The sequence below is a fragment of the Comamonas squillarum genome (assembly GCF_025309455.1).
Lineage (GTDB): Bacteria > Pseudomonadota > Gammaproteobacteria > Burkholderiales > Burkholderiaceae_C > Comamonas > Comamonas squillarum.
In genome coordinates, this window is record NZ_CP104377.1 from 108074 (window position 1) to 124972 (window position 16899).

Below are 16899 nucleotides of genomic sequence, written 5' to 3' on the forward strand. Positions count from 1 at the left end.
CTTTGTGCCAGCGGCGCGTGCCGCTGGCAGGCGAGGGGGCTTACTGCAGATCGGCCAGGTTGGTAGGGGCTCCCGGCAGGTGCCGCTTGATCTGTGGGCGCAGCAGGCGGCGCTTGGGCTCCTTGCCGATGGCCTGGTCGGGCGCGCGGCGCAGGTAGATGCTGGTGACCAGGCCCGTGCTGCCATCCGAGGCATTGACCATGCTCAAGCGCCCGCCCATGCGCTGCACGGTTTTCTCGACGATCGACAGACCCAGGCCCGCACCAGCGGCTGCCGTGCGGGCTGTGTCACCCCGGTAAAACGGCTTGGTCAGGCTGCTCAGCTGGTCCTTGGAGACGCCCGGGCCATGGTCGCGCATGCGGATGGTGACGGTGCTTTCGCTGAACTTGACGGTGATGTCCACGCGGGTGTGCGAGGCGCCTGGCGTCTTGCCATAGCGGCGGGCGTTTTCCAGCACGTTGGACAGCACGCGCGAGAGCTCGATCTCATCGGCATTGACCATCAGCTCTTCGGGCACCTTCATGTGCACCTGCAGCTCCTGGTGGTCCTGCACGGCGTAGACGCAGGAGGACACGACGCCGTAAACATTGACCGGCGCGAGCTTGGCGGCATGGTCGGGGCGGGCGTAATCGAGGAACTTGTCGATGGTGGCATCGAGCTGCACGATGTCGGCCACCATGTGCTCGCGCGCGACCTGGTCGAACACGCTCATCTCGGTCTCCAGCCGCAGGCGGGCCAGCGGCGTGCGCAAGTCGTGCGAGATGCCGGCCAGCATGACCGCGCGGTCTTGCTCGAGCTTGGACAGGCGCTCGCTCATGCGGTTGAAGCCGATGTTCACTTCACGGATTTCGCTGGTGACGGCATCTTCGTCGAGCTGCGCGGCAAAGTCGCCTTCGCGCAGCCGGTTGGTGGCGCTGGACAGCTGCTTGAGTGGCCGGTTGATAAGGCCTGCGATCACCGCTGCACCAGCGAGCGACAGCGCTGCGGCCGTCAGCACCCACACCAGCCAGGTCTTGCCGCCAGCCGGGTTGAAGCGCGAGGGCTCGATCAGGAACCAGTTCTGGTCACCATCGATAGTGAAGCCCACCCACAGGCCTTCTTCGCCATTGACGCTGCTGGCCACGATGGTGCTGGGGCCCAGGCGTTTGGTCACTTCCTGCGTCAGGCGCGCGCCCAGCGGGGTGGAGTTGTCGATGGACTCGTACACATCCTTGGGCTCACGCGGCACAATGCGCACGCCTTCCTGGTCGGCCATGGTCTTGACGAGGGAGACGCGGGCGATGGCATCGGAGTGCATCAGCGCCGCACGGCTGAGGTTGACCAGCGAGGCGATCTGCTGGGCCGTCTGGATGGCGCGGGGTTCGGTCTCGAGCGAGCGCAGGGTCTGCACCCAGGCCAGGATGCTGCCGGTCAGCAAGATGGCGAGCAAAAAGAAAGTGCGCCAAAAAAGATTGAGGCCGACGCGGGTGCGCTTGTTGCTGTGCGCGGCCGCTGCGGCGCTGCCATCCAGAGGGGCCAGACCGGATTGGTCGGCGTCGTTAACAGGGGTGGGAGCCATGGCCGTGTGCGTGTAGAAAAGTCGGGTCAATAAAGGCCGGAAGTGCCTGTACATTCTCGCTGTAAAGCGGGCGGGACACCATGCTGTGCCCGGCAGTGGGGGTATAAAAAAACCGCCCCGCAGCCAAGCTGGGGCGGTTTTTGGGGCGCCAGGCTCAACAATCAGTTGGCGCCATCGGGTACGAACACATAGCCCACGCCCCAGACGGTCTGGATATAGCGAGGAGCTGCCGGGTCGACCTCGACGAGCTTGCGCAGGCGTGAAACCTGCACGTCCAGACTGCGGTCGAAGGGCTCGAACTCGCGGCCGCGCGCGAGCAGGGCCAGCTTTTCACGCGACAGCGGCTGGCGTGGGTGGCGCACCAGGGTCTTGAGCATCGCGAATTCGCCAGTGGTCAGGGGAAGCTCTTCGCCGTCCTTGGTCAGCACGCGGGTGCTCATGTCAAAGGTGAAGGGGCCGAAGTTGACCACCTCGTTCTCGCCCGATGGCGCGCCCGGCGCTTCTTGCGGTGGGCGGCGGCGCAGCACGGCGTGGATACGGGCCAGCAGTTCGCGCGGGTTAAAGGGCTTGCCGATGTAGTCATCGGCGCCGACTTCCAGACCCACGATGCGGTCCACGTCCTCACCCTTCGCGGTCAGCATGATGATGGGGGTGCGGTCGTTGCTGGCGCGCAGGCGGCGGCAGATGGACAGTCCGTCTTCACCGGGCATCATCAAATCGAGCACGATCAGATCCACGGTCTCACGCAGCAAGATGCGCTGCAGGCCCTTGCCATCCTCGGCAATCATGACTTCAAAGCCTTCATGCGACAGATAGCGGCGCAGCAGATCGCGAATTCGTGCGTCATCATCAACGACCAAGATTTTGTCGACGCGATTGGTTGCTGTAACCATGGGTGGAATCCTCCGGTTGATATGTAACTTTTACATTTTGACCGGTTTTTGCGAAAAATGCGCAACTCGAACCGCTTTTTTGACCCATGGTTACAAAGTTTGCGTTACATATGCAGTATGGGAGGACGGTTCTTACGCCAAAAATCGACTTTTTCCTGCATTTTTTGCTGAGATTGCCTCTTTTAAGGATGCTGGATCGCCCTTTCCTGGATATGTTTCATATCTATGCGTTTAATGCATTGGCGATCATGGGCGTGAAAAAAGGCGCTTTCGCGCCTGGGTGTCGCTGGGCTGGCGGCCCAGGCTGGAGGTCATTGCGCCATATTGCGCCTTATTGCACTTTATTGCGCTACCCAGCCGCCATCCATGTTCCAGGCCACGCCGCGCACATTGTTGGCGGCCGGTGAGCAGAAGAACACGGCCAGCTCGCCCAGCTCTTCGGGCGTGGTGAACTGCATCGAGGGCTCCTTCTCGCCCAGCAGCAGCTTTTTGGCCTCTTCATTGCTGACACCCATTTGGGCAGCTTTGGCATCGACCTGCTTTTGGACCAGGGGCGTGAGCACCCAGCCCGGGCAGATGGCGTTGCAGGTGATGCCGCTGGCGGCGTTCTCCAGCGCGGTCACCTTGGTGAGGCCCACAATGCCGTGCTTGGCGGCGACATAGGCGGATTTGCCGGCCGAGCCGACCAGGCCATGGACCGAGGCGATATTGATGATGCGGCCCCAGCCCGACTTTTGCATGGGCGGCAAGGCCAGCCGGCTGGTGTGGAAGGCGCTGGTGAGGTTGATGGCGATGATGGCATCCCAGCGCTCGACCGGAAAGTCCTGTACGTTGGATACATGCTGGATGCCGGCGTTGTTGACCAGGATGTCCACCCGGCCAAAGGTCTGCGTTGCATAGGCAAACATGGCCTCGATGTCGGCAGCCTTGCTCATGTCGGCGCCGTGGTAGCCCACCCGAGCGCCGGAGCCGCTGCTGGTGATCACGTCCTGCACTTCCTTGATGGGCCCTTCTGCGTCGCCAAAGCCATTCAAGATGATGTTGGCGCCCTGGCGCGCCAGCGCCTTGGCAATCCCCAATCCGATACCGCTCGTCGATCCGGTGACGAGCGCTGTTTTTGCTTTCAACATCCAATATCTCCAGTTACTCGGTTAGTATTCATGCAAACGCATGCATCCATCCTAAGGCAAACCCCAGCCACGGTTCGCCCGGTAGCGCTGCGTTCTTCTATATAAGAGGGGCCATGTACCAAGATCCACGCTTGCAGTATGTCACCTGTGCGGTGGCGGGGAATACGGACACGGGTCGCCAGGGTGCCACGCACCGGATGGCCTATTGGGAGTGGAACGATACGGGCGATCTGCATCACCCGCATGTGATCGTCTGCGCCCATGGCCTGACCCGGCAAGGACGTGATTTTGATGTGCTGGCGCGGCAGCTGTCGCTGCAGGCGCGGGTGATCTGCCCGGATGTGGTGGGCCGCGGCTACAGCGATTGGCTGGAAGACCCGGCCGGCTACCAGGTCCCCTTGTATGTGGCCGACATGCTGGCCTTGCTCCAGCAGGTGCACGGCGCAGCGCCCATTGGCAAGCTCGATTGGGTGGGCACCAGCATGGGTGGCCTCATCGGCATTGGCCTGGCCGGCGAGCCCAGCATCCGGCCCCTGATGCCCGCACCCATCCGCCGCCTGGTGCTCAATGATGTGGGGCCGACCATCGAGGCCTCTGCGCTGGCACGTATTGGCAGCTATGTGGGCCAGCACATGCTGTATGGCTCCGAGCAAGAGGCGGTTGCGTCCATGGGCCAGCTCTCCAAGGGTTTTGGCCCGCACAGCGATGAGGAATGGCTGGCGCTGTCGCGCCCGATGCTGCGGCCCGAAGCTGGCGGCAGTGTGCGCCTGCATTACGACCCCGCCATTGCGCAGCCCATGCAGGCGATGACCCCAGAGATGGCTGCCGCCGGCGAGCAACTGCTGTGGCGCCTCTACGACCAGATCGAGGCTGTGACCTTGGTGCTGCGGGGTGCAGATTCAGACTTGCTTTCTGCGAAAACGGCCCAATCTATGGCGGAACGCGGCCCCAAGGCGCGGGTGGTGGAGTTCCCCGGTGTCGGCCATGCGCCCACCTTGGTATCTTTTGATCAAACGGCTGCCGTGCTGGCTTTTTTATGCGGTGCGTAGCGCACGCCCCGGAGGGGGTGTGATGGTGGTGACAACATGAAAAGTCTTACGGCAGTCGCTCAGCCCGCGCCAGGCGCGGAATATCTTCCCCCGGAGCCCGTCTCCCCGCTGGTGGCTGCCACTGCCAATGCCTTGCCGATGCAAGACAACGTGCTGGCCCGGGCGCGCGCTTTTTCCGTACCGCTGATCGCCGAGGAGACCCTGGATACGGGCGAGAACGCACTGCAGCACGCTGATGCCGTCGCTTCCATCCTCAAGCACATTGGTGGCTCCGAAGCGATGCAGGCGGCTGCCTATCTGGTACACACCAGTGAGCAGCTGAACAAGCCGCGCGAAGTCATCGGCAAAGCCTTTGGCGAGAGCTATGCGGTGCTGGCGGTGGAGACCGTGGCGCTGATGAAGGTGCAGGCGCAAGCGCGCCAGGCCGATGCCGGCCACTTGGTCGATGACCCGGCTACGCAGACCGAGAACATCCGCAAGATGCTGCTGGCGTTCTCGCGCGACTTGCGCGTGGTGATGCTGCGCCTCACATCACGCCTGCAAACCTTGCGCTGGTATGCGGCCACCAAGGGGCCCGTGTCGCCCGCGGTGGCGCGCGAGAGCCTGCAGGTTTTTGCGCCGCTGGCCAACCGCTTGGGTATCTGGCAGATCAAGTGGGAGCTCGAGGACCTGGCTTTCCGCTTTCTGGAGCCCGATACCTATAAGAAGATCGCCAAGCTGCTCGATGAGACCCGGGTCGAGCGTGAGCTCTATATGGTGGGCCTGCGCGAGCGGCTCGAATCCGACCTGCGCGCGCACAGCATCAGCGCGACAGTCGCTGGCCGCCCCAAGCATATCTACAGCATCATCAAGAAGATGCGCGGCAAGTCGCTGGGCTTTGACCAGCTCTTCGATATCCGTGCGCTGCGCGTGGTGGTGCCCACGGTCAAGGACTGCTATGCCGCCTTGTCCTTCGTGCACGAGGCCTTCAGCCCGGTGGAGTCGGAGTTTGACGACTACATCGCCCGGCCCAAACCCAATGGCTACCAGTCGCTGCACACGGTGGTGCGGGACGAGCACGGCAAGGCCATCGAGATTCAGATCCGCACCCAGGCCATGCACGACCATGCCGAAAACGGTGTGGCCGCCCACTGGGCCTACAAGGAAGCGGGCACCAAGGGCTATGCCGGCGTATCTGCCACCAGTGATTACGACGCCAAGATTGCGGTGCTGCGCCAGCTGCTGGCCTGGCGCAAGGACATGGTCGGCCAGACCCAGGACAGTGGCCTGTTTGACGACCATATCTATGTGCTGACGCCCAATGCCGCCGTCATTGAGCTGCCCCAGGGCGCTACACCGGTGGACTTTGCCTATTCGGTGCACACCGATCTGGGCCACCGCTGCCGGGGTGCCAAGGTCGATGGGCAGATGGTGCCACTCAACACACCGCTGCAAAACGGGCAGACGGTGGAGGTCGTCTCCGTCAAGGAAGGGCGGCCATCGCGCGACTGGCTCAATGCCGAGCTGGGCTACCTGGTCAGCTCGCGCGCCAAGGCCAAGGTGCGCGCCTGGTTCAATGCCCAGGTCATGCACGAGACGGTGAGCCGGGGCCGCGAACTGGTCGAGAAACTCCTGCAGCGCGAAGGCAAGACGGCGCTCAAGCACGATGACCTGGCCGACCAGCTGGGCTTCAAGACCGCAGAGGCACTGTTTGAGGTGGTGGGCAAGGACGAGTTGTCGCTGCGCACCATTGAGAACATCCTGCGCCCCCCGGAGCCCCTGCAGGCCGATGATGAAATGGTGCTGAGCCGCCCGCGCAAGGCCACCGAGGGCTCGGGCAAGGGCGGCGTGCTGGTGGTGGGCGTTGATTCGCTGATGACCCAACTGGCCAAATGCTGCAAGCCCGCACCGCCCGATCGCATCGGGGGCTTTGTGACGCGGGGCAAGGGCGTGAGCGTGCACCGCCACGACTGCAGCAACTTCCGCGAGATGTGCGCCCGCAATCCCGAGCGCAGCATTGATGTGGAGTGGGGCCTGCCCACCCATGGCCAGCGCTCGACCGAAGCGGTCTACCCCGTCGATGTGGCCGTGGAGGCCCACGACCGCCAGGGCCTGCTGCGTGACATCTCTGAGCTGTTCGCGCGTGACAAGACCAATGTGATCGGTGTGCAGACCCAGTCTGTCAAAGGCACTGCCTGGATGACGTTCACTGTAGAGGTGTCGGACTCGGGCAAGCTGGCCAAGGTGCTGGCCTCTGTGGCGACGGTATCGGGCGTGCGCTCGGTGCGCCGCAAATAGGGCCGAAAAGCACTATTTTCAAAAAAAGCCTCAACTTTCCATTTGGGCCGTTTTTTCTGGCTATAATTTGAGTCTTCAACGACAGGCGCGTAGCTCAGCTGGTTAGAGCACCACCTTGACATGGTGGGGGTCGTTGGTTCGAGTCCAATCGCGCCTACCAAATTTTCCCTCTGAAGAGAACCAGACTTCAGGATAACAGGGATTTGGTATGAAACCTCTCCAAGGTTTCTATTTTGAACAAACCGCCTTCTGGGCGGTTTTTTCATTCCTGGCCTCTTTTTGCAGAGGGTGGCAAGGTTTTCGCCACGAAATCTCAATATTCCTAACGCGGGTGTTTCTTCAAATGCCGCGCCAGCGCTTCAAACGCAGGCAATGACGTCGGATCATTTGCCGCATTAGCAGCCACCGGGTGCGAGCCGTATCTTGCAATGACCATCTCTGCTGTCGGATCGATATAGAGCGCCTGCCCATGCACGCCGCGTGCGGCAATGGCGCCGTGGGCATTGTGCGTGACCCACCACATATTGCGGTAGCTCCAACCCGGCAAGAGGGCGTAGCCGGCTTTGGCAAAGTCGGCAGGCTTGCCGCCTTGGCGGATGTCGGCGATCGCGGCTGCAGGGATGATTTGCTGGCCATTGAAAAAGCCGTTGTTGCGCACCATCTCGCCAAAGCGCGCCAGGTCTCGCAGGCCCGTGTTCAAGCCGCCGCCGGCAAATGGGGTACCGGTCGCGTCGACGGACATATAGGCATCCTGCTCGGCGCCCAGGCGGCTCCAGATGCGGCTGGACAAGAGCTGCGCGACGGACTGGCCGCTGATGCGCGCAATGATCCAACCCAGCGCATCGGTATTGGCGGTGCGGTAGCCAAATGCCTCACCGTGCATGCCTTGCGGCTGGACCGTTTGTAAAAACTCATAGTAGCTGCGCGGGCCCGTGAAGTCTTTGGGCTTGGGCAGTGGATTGCCTGCGGTCGCATGGGCCCAGACCTCTGCCTGGGGGTCGGCATAGTCTTCGCTGAACCGGATGCCGGTGGTCATGTCCATCACCTGGCGCACCGTGGCGCTGCCAAAGGCAGACATGGCGAGTTCGGGCACATAGTCTGCGGCCTTGCGGTTGGGGTCCAGTGTCCCCTCTGCGACCAGCATCGCTGCCAAGGTGCCGACAAAGGACTTGGTGACCGACATCGCCGCATGCTGGCCATCGGGCCGGAGTGCGCCGGCATAGCGCTCGTAAACAATGCGGCCCTTGTGCAGCACGACGATGCCGTCGGTGTAGTTGGCGGCCAGTGAGTCCCGCCAGCGCATTGTTTCACCGGTATCGAGGCGCTTGAATTCCACGCCGTCAATATCATCGCGCAAGGCGCTGCGCAGCGTAGCGGCAGGCCGCAGTCCTCGCGAGATATTGACGGTCGGCATCAGCTCGCGAAAGTGCGAGACACTCCAGCGCATCGCCGGGAATTGGAAATACGAGCCGTCGTCAAACCGCAGAATGCGGTCTGCAGGCGGCGGCGACCCCACCATCCAGCCCAGTTTGACGGGGTCGCTGTCTGCAGCGTCGGGATAGGGTTGCGGAGGCGAAGCGGGAGCCGCAACGGCGTTGACCGCCCCCAAAAGCGATGCGGCGACAAGGCGTGATGCGCGATTCAACCATTGCGGTGCTGCCATGCTCTAGCTCCATGCAGATGTGTTTATCGCAGTATCTTACAGAGCACGATATGCTGATGGTTTCATCGCGCGCCATAAATACTTCCCCGACCGCATCCGAATACCGCAGCCATCAAGGGGGCGCATATTCAGCGTTTGGTGCGTTTTGCTGCAGCGAAATAGCCCCAGAGTGGGCGGCCTGTTGATCGCTGGGCGCATGTACATGCTGAGGCTGCGCTGGCGTCGGCGGTGCGGGGCTATGGGCCGCATGCGTTACAAGGCGCTGTCTCCTTGCGAGATGGCCGCTTCGTTGTTGAGCAGGTCAGCTTGGCCTGGGGCATGCTGCACACGCTGGCGCTGGCGATGGCGATATGGGGATCGCATATCGGCCCGTCAGCGGCTCAGGCCGCCGTGGCCAGGCCCAAGGCAGCCAGCGGGGCGCCATGCATCTTCTTGGTGGGGCGTTGCCCATCTTTGAGTTCAGCCAGATAGCACTGACCTGGAAAGAAAACGGCCTCCACCTCGCGCAGGGACTGCAGGCCAAAGCCGGCCAGTTTGAGCAGCCGCTCGGGATAGGCGGCGATGACTTCTTCCACGGTCGTGATGTTGTGGCGGGCCAGGGCGTTGAATGCGCGGTTGGAGAGCTTTCCTGCAAGCGGAGTGGCGTGCGCGGCTTGCGCACCGTTCAGCGGAGACATCAGATAGAGACAGGGTTGTGTTGCGAGTCGCAATCCTAGCACCCGAGTCCTCATACAAGCTTACAACCCCGCGGGCTGCTGCGAGAAGCGGCGCATGCCGCGCTGTGCAAGAAAAAAGCCCTCCAATGAACTGCACCCCAAAAGTTGGACATCCATCCAACCTTTGGGGTGTTTTTCATGGCGAAGTACGACGAGAGTTACAAGCTGGAAGTTGTCCAGGGCTACGTGCAGGGGCAGCATGGGTTCAGAGCACTGGCCCATGCTCACGGTCTCGACCAAGCGACAGTGCGACGTTGGGTAAAGAGCTACCAGCAGCATGGCCTATCAGGGTTGCGCAAGAAGTTCAGTCGCTACAGCGCTGACTTCAAACTGGCAGTGTTGCAGCGGATGTGGCGAGATGATCTGTCTGCACGAGAGACGATTACCTTGTTTGATATCCGGGGTGGCACGGGTGTCATCAGCGCCTGGGAGCTGCAATATCATGACGGTGGGCCGCAAGCACTTGCACCCCGGCCAAGAGGACGCTCCAAGAAGATGCCAAACCCACCCACAGCCAAGCCCGCACAGGCACAAGCAGTTATGTCTGCGGACGACACGCGTTCGCACGCAGATTTGCTCAAAGAGGTGAAGTACCTGCGCGCGGAGGTGGCGTACCTAAAAAAATTGGAGGCCTTGGTTCAGGCGAAAAAACAAGCTGCGCAGAAAAAGCGCGGATAGTGCTTGAGCTAAGGCCAGATCACGACCTCAAGGACTTGCTGCGGGCAGGTAAGCTGGCGCGCAGCACCTTCTATTACCAGGCTCAAGTGCACAGGAGAGGCGACAAATACGCTGAGCTCAAGGCTCAGATCCGATCTGTCTACGAGCTTCACAAAGGACGCTATGGCTATCGGCGCATTGCGCTTGAACTCAAGCGCAATGGCTGTCATGTGAACCACAAGAGCGTGCAGCGCCTGATGCAGGTAATGGGGATGAAGTCCCTGGTTCGGCCCAAGAAATATCGCTCCTATCGCGCCGGGCAGCACGCGGGCGTGGCCAATGTGTTGCAGCGCCAGTTCATGGCCGAGCAGCCTAACCAGAAATGGGTGACGGACGTGACAGAGTTCAACGTCTTGGGTAAAAAGCTATACCTGTCGCCTGTCATGGATCTATTCAACGGCGAGGTGGTGAGCTATCAGATGAATACGCAACCGCGCTTGAAGATGGTGGGTGACATGTTGCGCAAGGCGCTAGGCAAGCTGGGCAGGGAGGAAAAACCATTGCTGCATTCCGACCAGGGCTGGCAGTACCAAAGTCGTGCCTATCGCCGCTTGCTGGCCGATCATGGCCTGGTGCAAAGCATGTCACGTCGGGGCAATTGCTTGGATAACGCAGCGATGGAGAGCTTCTTCGGAACCTTGAAGTCCGAGTTCTTCCACCTCAACAAGTTCAGCAGTGTGGCGCAGCTTCAAGAAGGTCTTCACCACTACATCCATTACTACAATCACCAACGCATCAAGCTAAAACTAAAAGGCCTGAGTCCAGTGCAATACCGGATTCAGGCCTTCAGTCCCTAGCTTCCAACTGTCCAACTTCTTGGGGTCAGTTCACAAGAGGGCTTGCAAAAGTGGCAAGGGTGGGTGGAGAATCACCCGTCAACGGGCCAAGGTTTAGTGCACCAAAGGCATGGCGCTAAGAACCTGTTCAAAGTCTCTACGCAGCCGCGTTGGAGTGCAATCGGGATGAGTTCGAAGGGATGGAACGCAGCTTGCACCGGGGTGCAAGCAAGGGCCAGCGCGCAGAAATCGCCCGATTTCACTCCAACCCGTAGGGACAGTGGCTTTGCGCTGCCCGGGAAGGGGCGCCCGGCTAGGGAGCGGGTCTGCGTCGTTGCAAATCCTCGCAATAGCATCATGGCTATTGCTGCGGTATTGCGCGGCTGGGCGCCCCCCTCGCATCCCATCTCGCAAAGACACTGTCGCGGCGCGAGGAGACTTTGAACAGGTTCTAAGAGGGGATGGTCGGACTTGCCGAGCTGGCCAAGGTCACGATCGTCTTGGGCTTTTGGCCCCGGTAACTGAGTTCATTGCCTTTGTACTCTGGCCTTTCTATCCAGGTGATACGGGAGTGGGGAACACCGTCGGGGTAAGAAATTCGGTCCTTTTCATAACGGGCTTGAATCTCTTCTTGGCTCAGTGCCTGAGCCGGAAGGGGTTTGGATGCATAAGTCATGGCTTTCAACTCCTTGAATATCGCTGGAATGCCGGTTCTATGCGAGGCCGCTCCTCGTCGCCACCCCCAGTATGCGCTTTACAAGATGTACTGGGTATGGAATGGCCATAGACAAAGCCATGCTCTGTTGTATAGGGGGCGCAAATCCGCCGTGTTCGCCACGCTGTGGGAGAGTCCCTACGGTAATGCTGCTTGCACGACTGCAATGCGGGGGCCGTGAGGGTGTGACACTGGAACCACACAAGCCGATTAACCCGCAAACCCGCAAGGAGTGACAGATGAACGAAGACACGATCAAAGGCAACTGGAAGCAATTCAAGGGCAAGGTCCAAGAGCAGTGGGGCAAGCTGACCAATGATGATCTGGACGTGGTCGACGGCAAGCGCGAGCAGCTGGTGGGCCGCATCCAAGAGCGTGAAGGTATTGCGAAAGATGCTGCCGAGCAGCAGGTCAAGGATTGGGAAACCAAGAACAATTACCGCTGGTAATTCAAGCAGCCTCCCTGGCTTTTGCGAGGGAGGTCTTTTTACTTTCTGCATGCAGGCGGCCATGGAACGTGGCCGCCTTGCTGCGTGATGCACCAAGGCCCGAGCCATGAATGCTTCTGACTCCGCGTTCCAAACCATCATTCACACCATCGCTGGCGAGCTGTCTGATCTGACCGATCTGGCGCAGGCCACGCGCATCATTTTCAAGCTGCTGCTTGCGGCCCTGCTGGGTGGCATGCTGGGCTATGAAAGAGAGGCCAGCGGCAAGGCTGCCGGCCTGCGCACGCACATGCTGGTGGCCATGGGGGCGGCCACCTTTTTGGCCGTGGCGCAACTGATGGGCATGACGCCGATGGACTCCAGCCGGGTGATCCAGGGGCTGATTGCTGGCGTGGGCTTTTTGGGAGCGGGCGCCATCTTGAAACCCGCCAAGGAAAACACCGAGGATGTGAAGGGCCTGACCACCGCCGCAGGCATCTGGTTCACCGCAGCGATAGGCATGGCGGTGGGCGCAGGTGAAGAGGCCGCTGCCATTTTGTGCACCTTGTTTGCGCTCTTTGTGCTGATGGTGCTGCCCAAGAATGTGGTGCCCAAAAAAGGCAATTGATGCGCCGCTGCAGGGCGCGCGGTGCAGACCCTGACGCCTTGTCGGAATGCACCTAGGCCGCTGCCGTGGCAAGGCCTACGCAGGCCGCTTGCCATCGGCGGTACAAAAGGGTTTTGTTGGAAGGAACCCTCTTATGCGCCGCACACCTGAGGCATCGGCCTCCTCCAGAACCTCCTCCTTGCCGCTGGCCATGGCCTTGACGGCTGCAGTGTCTGCGCTGTGGTACACCGGCCAGCGGGTGAGGGTGCCCAAGAATGTTCGCCCTGTGCAGGACTTCGATGTCCGGCAGTACATGGGCCACTGGTATGAGCTGGCACGGATTGACTATGTGTTTGAGCGCGGACTGACCTCCTGCACCGCAGACTACTTGTTGCAAGACAATGGCACGGTGCAGGTCACCAATCGCGGTTTTGACCCGGAGCGTGGCCAATGGAAGTCGGCAACTGCGGTGGCCAAGCTGCTGTCCGGCCCGGAACTGGGCTCGCTGAAGGTGTCGTTCTTTCGCCCTTTATATGCCGGCTACCATGTGGTCTATGTCGACCATGATGCAGGACACGCCGTGGTGGTCGGTGATGCGGCCAAGTACGCCTGGATTCTGTCGCGCACGCCGAGCATCGATGAAGCTACCTACACACGCCTGGTGGCCATCGCCGCCAGCAATGGGGTCGATGCCCATCGGCTGATCCGGGTGCCGCATGGCGCGGCGCTGGAGATGGTCGAGAGCAGCAAGGCGGCGTAAGATCAGTGCATAGCTGGCTGCAAAGGCTGCGTGAAAGGTATGGGTATTAAATGATATTCATTCTCAACTGGTTTATGATCCCGCCATCGAGAGCGTCAGCCACAGCGCGGCTCTTTGCATCCGTTTCATCGTGGGGCGACCCGGGACCTCAGCGTCTCCAAGGTCGTTTTTGCTAGCCACCGGCAGGCCCTTGCGGTCTGTCAGCCAGCCAAGCTCTTTTCTCCACGCACTCGATGGCCCATGCGGTCTGTGTATCGATGTCCCATTCCTCCGCTTCTTCCAACCCATCTTCCAGCCCAGTCGCCGCGCAGGCGCCTCGCGACCAGGAGCACCAGCGCGGACTGCACCAGATCGATGCCACCATCGTCTCGCTGCAGCGCCCGTCGCCCCACACCTTGCGGGTGGGCATGCATCTGGGCGATGTCGGCAACGACCCGGTCTGGGATGAGGCGAATGTGGCTTTCCGTGTGTACCCGGATCTTCAGGCACCTGCGGTCTCGCGCGTCTATACCGTGCGAAGCTTTGCGCCGCACAGCCGCTGCGCCGAGTTTGATGTGGTGATGCATGGCGGCGACAGCCCCATGATGCGCTGGGCCGCGCAGGCTGCCATTGGCCAGCAGGTACGGCTGACAGGCCCCCGCGTCAACATCGTGCTGCCCGACGCCAAGGGCCGGCCTGTGGCGCTGTTTTGTGATGATTCGGGCCTGCCCGCGCTCTACTCGATCTTGCAACGCTGGCCCGCAGGGCTGGGCGGCGTAGGCTGGATTGCCAGCGACGATCTGCATGGGATTGCAGAGCTGCCACGGGTGGCTGGCCTGCAGCTGCAGCGCTTGCCAGGGCATGGGCGCGACCCGTTGCTGCAGCAGGCGCGCCAGTTGGCGGGCGCAGCTGGCCATGTGATCTGGGGCGCGGGTGAGCGCGATGAGATGCGCGCGATGCGCAAATACTTCCAGTCGGAGCTGGGCATGGACAAGGCCGATGTGTCGATTGCTGGATACTGGAAGCGTGGCGCGAGCAATACCGAAATCGATGCCGAACGCCAAAGCGCGTACCAAAAATTCACCGCCGCTGGCGGCAAGCTGGCGGACTGGGATGACCTGGGGATTGCGATTTAACGCCAGGGCGATGTAAGCACGCGCCAGCCGCATTCACCCACCGGGCGAGCGGCCCGGTTTTTTATCGGCGGATGGGCGCTGGCGCTGCTTGGCAAGTGACTGCCCAATACATTGAATTGCGCGGTGCTTCGCGGCACAATCGCGCTTTTTGCCCTGCACTGCAGGCGCGCGTTCTTCCCGCTCTCTGCTGCCCATGTCTGAACTCAATCTTTCGCTGGTGTTTCTGTTTGCGCTGTCGGTCATTACCTTGCTGATCACCCCGGGCTCCGTGACCTTGCTGGTGGCCCGAGCGGGCCTCGTGGGCGGCATGCGCCATGCGTTTGCCACCATTTGTGGCACCAACCTGGCATCGCTGGTGCTGATTTTTCTGTCGGCGCTGCTGATCAAGGGCTTGCTGGTTATCGATGAATCTGCGTTCAAGCTGGTGCGCGTGGCCGGCTGCCTCTACATTGTCTGGATTGCCTGGGGCATGATCCGCGACGCCTGGGTGATGGATGCCCAGCCCGGCGGGGCCATGACTGCGGAACCGGCCACCGGCAGCCAGCAAGGCGGCTTCAGCCAGGGCTTTATCCTTGGTGTCTCCAACCCCAAGGACATCATTTTCTTTGCCTCGTTCTTGCCTCAGTTCATGGGCGTGTTGCCTGCGCCCGACCACAGCCTGGCGGTGCTGACCGTTGTCTGGGTGGTGCTGGATTTCAGCATGCTGGGCCTCATTGCGCTCCTGGTGCGCAGCTTGATTTCGCCCGCCCGCGAAAAGCGCATCTTGCTGGTGGCCTCCTGCCTGCTGCTGGCCATTGGCGTTGCCGGGTTGGGCTATGGGCTCTATGACCTGCTGGCTTAGGTCTGCCTAAATCCTGCACCACTTCTTCGCTGATACCAAGCCAACAGGCCTGCTACATGCAGGCCTGTTTTTTTATGTCTGCACACTGCTTGGCGGGGACTCAGCGGCTGTCCACTGGCTGTGCAGGCTCTGCCTCATGGGCGGGCGCGGGGCGGCATACCGGCAGCGGTGCAGGTGCTGGCAAGCCAGCGGCCAAGGCCTTGTCATAGGCAGGGATGCGGCGGCGCTGCTCGGCCAGGGCCTGGGGGTCCAGATCGGCGCTGCATGGGGGCAGGGTGGGCGCAGCGGCCAGCGCGGAGGCAGCTTCTGATGCAGCCGGTGCTGCGGCTATCGGTGGCGCTGGCCGCTCAGCCGCGCGTTTTTCTTCGGCGGCCTGCTTTCTGGCAGCGGGTGAGACAGCAGGGTATGCGGGTGCAACGGCGGCTGTAGCGGGTGCCGCAGGTGCTGGCATCGGCGGCGCTACTGGCGTAGGCGCGGCTGCCGGCGGCATGCGGGGCTCTGCCTGCGGGGCGGGTGCGATGGCTGGCGCGGGTGCGGTATTGGCGCTGCTCGCGCCTGCGCCAGCAGAAGCGGGGGCAGGCGGGGGCGCTGCATCGGCGGCAGAGCTTGCTGCTTGGCCCATGGGCGCCACTTCGCTGCGCATCTTGGCGCTGTCGGGGCTCGCCGCCCTGTCGGCGGCGGTGGGTGCGGCGGGTGCGCTAGGTGGTGGAGGCGGTGCCGATGCAGCGCTGGGCGCGCTGTCCATCTGCGGCGCCTCCAGCTGCGGCGCGCCGGGCTCATTCAGGTGCTGCAGCGCCAGCCAGCTGACCAGGCCAATGGCAGCCAGGCTGCCCAGGGCCTGCAGCCACCAGCGGCGGTCATTGGCGGCCTCGCCCCGGAAGTGCTGGCCTGGCTGACCGGGGCTGTCCAGATCGGTAGGCGTAGCGGCTGGCCCGGGGCCCTGTGCGGCTTTGGCGCGCGCATGGGCCAGGATCTGCGCCGTGCTGGCGTCACTCGGGCCGGCGTCCTGCGCGCTGGCCTCGCGGTACAGGTCGACCAGGGCATCGGGCCGCTTGGGGTCTTGCGGTGTGTTCATGCGGTCACCTCGATGGCCTGGCGCAGTTTGGCGCGGGCATAGCGCAAGCGGCTTTTGGCGGTTTCCTGGGTCACCTGCGTAGCCGCGGCAATGTCGGCCACCGACATATCGGCCTCAGCCTGCAGCAAAAAGGCCTCGCGCTGTTCGGGCGGCAACTGGGCCAGGGCAGCGAGCAAAGCACGCGCCAGGTCCTTGCGGCCTTGCAGGCGCTCGGGGTCAAAGCCGGAGTTGGCAAACAAGGTCTCGGCCAGGCGCATGCCTTCGCTGTCCTCTTCATCGAGGCTGCGGTGGGCTTTGTGGCGGCGCCAGTGGTCCACCAGTTTGTGGTGGGCCAGGGTAAACGCCCAGGTCATGAACTGGGCCTGGGGTTGGTAGCGCTGGGCGCCATCGACCACGGCAAACCAGGTCTCCTGCGCCAGGTCATCGGCGAGCGCAGCATTGCCGGTATTGCGGAAAAAATAGCGCCACAGGCGCTGGCTGTGGCGTTGGTAGAGCTGCTCAAACGCCGCGACTTGGCCGCCGGCGTAGGCCAGCATCAGCGCTTGGTCGTCTTGCAGTGCATCTACCATGCGGCAGATT

15 protein-coding genes and 1 tRNA gene are annotated in these 16899 nt (G+C 62.1%); 9 read left to right on the forward strand and 7 right to left on the reverse strand.

Going from position 1 to position 16899, the window contains the following annotated elements:
* Positions 1-40: 40 nt before the first annotated feature.
* The 3 genes from N4T19_RS00500 to N4T19_RS00510 form a co-directional block, all read right to left on the reverse strand.
* Positions 41-1558, reverse strand: a complete 1518-nt coding sequence (locus N4T19_RS00500) for a sensor histidine kinase (protein WP_116924990.1) — start codon at positions 1556-1558, stop codon at positions 41-43.
* 161 nt (positions 1559-1719) lie between these two features.
* Positions 1720-2451 carry an osmolarity response regulator transcription factor OmpR gene (ompR, locus tag N4T19_RS00505; protein ID WP_021027409.1) on the reverse strand — a complete coding sequence of 244 codons (732 nt, stop codon included), beginning with the start codon at positions 2449-2451 and terminating at the stop codon, positions 1720-1722.
* A gap of 341 nt (positions 2452-2792) precedes the next feature.
* On the reverse strand, positions 2793-3581 hold the full coding sequence (locus N4T19_RS00510; protein WP_260719168.1) for a 3-hydroxybutyrate dehydrogenase: 789 nt from the start codon (positions 3579-3581) through the stop codon (positions 2793-2795).
* A gap of 113 nt (positions 3582-3694) precedes the next feature.
* Here N4T19_RS00510 and N4T19_RS00515 point away from each other — a divergent pair, with 113 nt between their 5' ends.
* The 3 genes from N4T19_RS00515 (at position 3695) to N4T19_RS00525 (ending at position 7067) form a co-directional block, all read left to right on the forward strand.
* Positions 3695-4630 carry an alpha/beta fold hydrolase gene (locus tag N4T19_RS00515; RefSeq protein ID WP_243419261.1) on the forward strand — a complete coding sequence of 312 codons (936 nt, stop codon included), beginning with the start codon at positions 3695-3697 and terminating at the stop codon, positions 4628-4630.
* A gap of 36 nt (positions 4631-4666) precedes the next feature.
* The gene (locus N4T19_RS00520) at positions 4667-6907 is read left to right on the forward strand and encodes a RelA/SpoT family protein (protein WP_409935141.1); all 2241 of its coding nucleotides are present in this window, start codon (positions 4667-4669) and stop codon (positions 6905-6907) included.
* Positions 6908-6990: 83 nt separating this feature from the next.
* A tRNA-Val gene (locus N4T19_RS00525) sits at positions 6991-7067 on the forward strand.
* A 162-nt stretch (positions 7068-7229) separates the two neighbouring features.
* Here the strand turns inward: N4T19_RS00525 and N4T19_RS00530 are convergent.
* Complete coding sequence (locus N4T19_RS00530) at positions 7230-8570, reverse strand: serine hydrolase domain-containing protein (protein ID WP_409935142.1); 1341 nt, start codon at positions 8568-8570, stop codon at positions 7230-7232.
* 380 nt (positions 8571-8950) lie between these two features.
* Positions 8951-9247, reverse strand: a complete 297-nt coding sequence (locus N4T19_RS00535) for a DNA-directed RNA polymerase subunit alpha C-terminal domain-containing protein (RefSeq protein WP_165841128.1) — start codon at positions 9245-9247, stop codon at positions 8951-8953.
* Between the two features lie 177 nt (positions 9248-9424).
* Between N4T19_RS00535 and N4T19_RS00540 the strand changes: the two genes are divergently transcribed.
* From N4T19_RS00540 to N4T19_RS00565, 6 genes are all read left to right on the forward strand, one after another.
* A protein-coding gene (locus N4T19_RS00540) for an IS3 family transposase (protein ID WP_260718296.1) occupies positions 9425-10800 on the forward strand; the annotation gives its coding sequence in 2 pieces (ribosomal slippage) (positions 9425-9914 and positions 9914-10800; 1377 coding nt in all).
* 933 nt (positions 10801-11733) lie between these two features.
* Entirely contained in the window at positions 11734-11943 is a 210-nt protein-coding gene (locus tag N4T19_RS00545; protein ID WP_116924995.1) for a CsbD family protein, read from the forward strand.
* Between the two features lie 106 nt (positions 11944-12049).
* Entirely contained in the window at positions 12050-12550 is a 501-nt protein-coding gene (locus N4T19_RS00550) for an MgtC/SapB family protein (protein ID WP_116924996.1), read from the forward strand.
* Between the two features lie 133 nt (positions 12551-12683).
* Positions 12684-13289: a lipocalin family protein gene (locus N4T19_RS00555; protein WP_260719169.1), complete on the forward strand. Its 606-nt coding sequence runs from the start codon at positions 12684-12686 to the stop codon at positions 13287-13289.
* A gap of 257 nt (positions 13290-13546) precedes the next feature.
* A complete protein-coding gene (locus N4T19_RS00560; RefSeq protein WP_260719170.1) occupies positions 13547-14404 on the forward strand; it encodes a siderophore-interacting protein in 858 nt (285 codons plus the stop codon).
* Between the two features lie 193 nt (positions 14405-14597).
* Complete coding sequence (locus tag N4T19_RS00565) at positions 14598-15245, forward strand: LysE family translocator (protein WP_260719171.1); 648 nt, start codon at positions 14598-14600, stop codon at positions 15243-15245.
* 100 nt (positions 15246-15345) lie between these two features.
* Here N4T19_RS00565 and N4T19_RS00570 read toward each other — a convergent pair whose 3' ends face one another.
* Both N4T19_RS00570 and N4T19_RS00575 read right to left on the reverse strand, forming a co-directional pair.
* On the reverse strand, positions 15346-16320 hold the full coding sequence (locus N4T19_RS00570) for a hypothetical protein (RefSeq protein WP_260719172.1): 975 nt from the start codon (positions 16318-16320) through the stop codon (positions 15346-15348).
* Complete coding sequence (locus N4T19_RS00575) at positions 16317-16889, reverse strand: sigma-70 family RNA polymerase sigma factor (protein WP_260719173.1); 573 nt, start codon at positions 16887-16889, stop codon at positions 16317-16319. Before N4T19_RS00575 ends, N4T19_RS00570 begins: the two co-directional genes overlap by 4 nt.
* Positions 16890-16899: the final 10 nt, after the last annotated feature.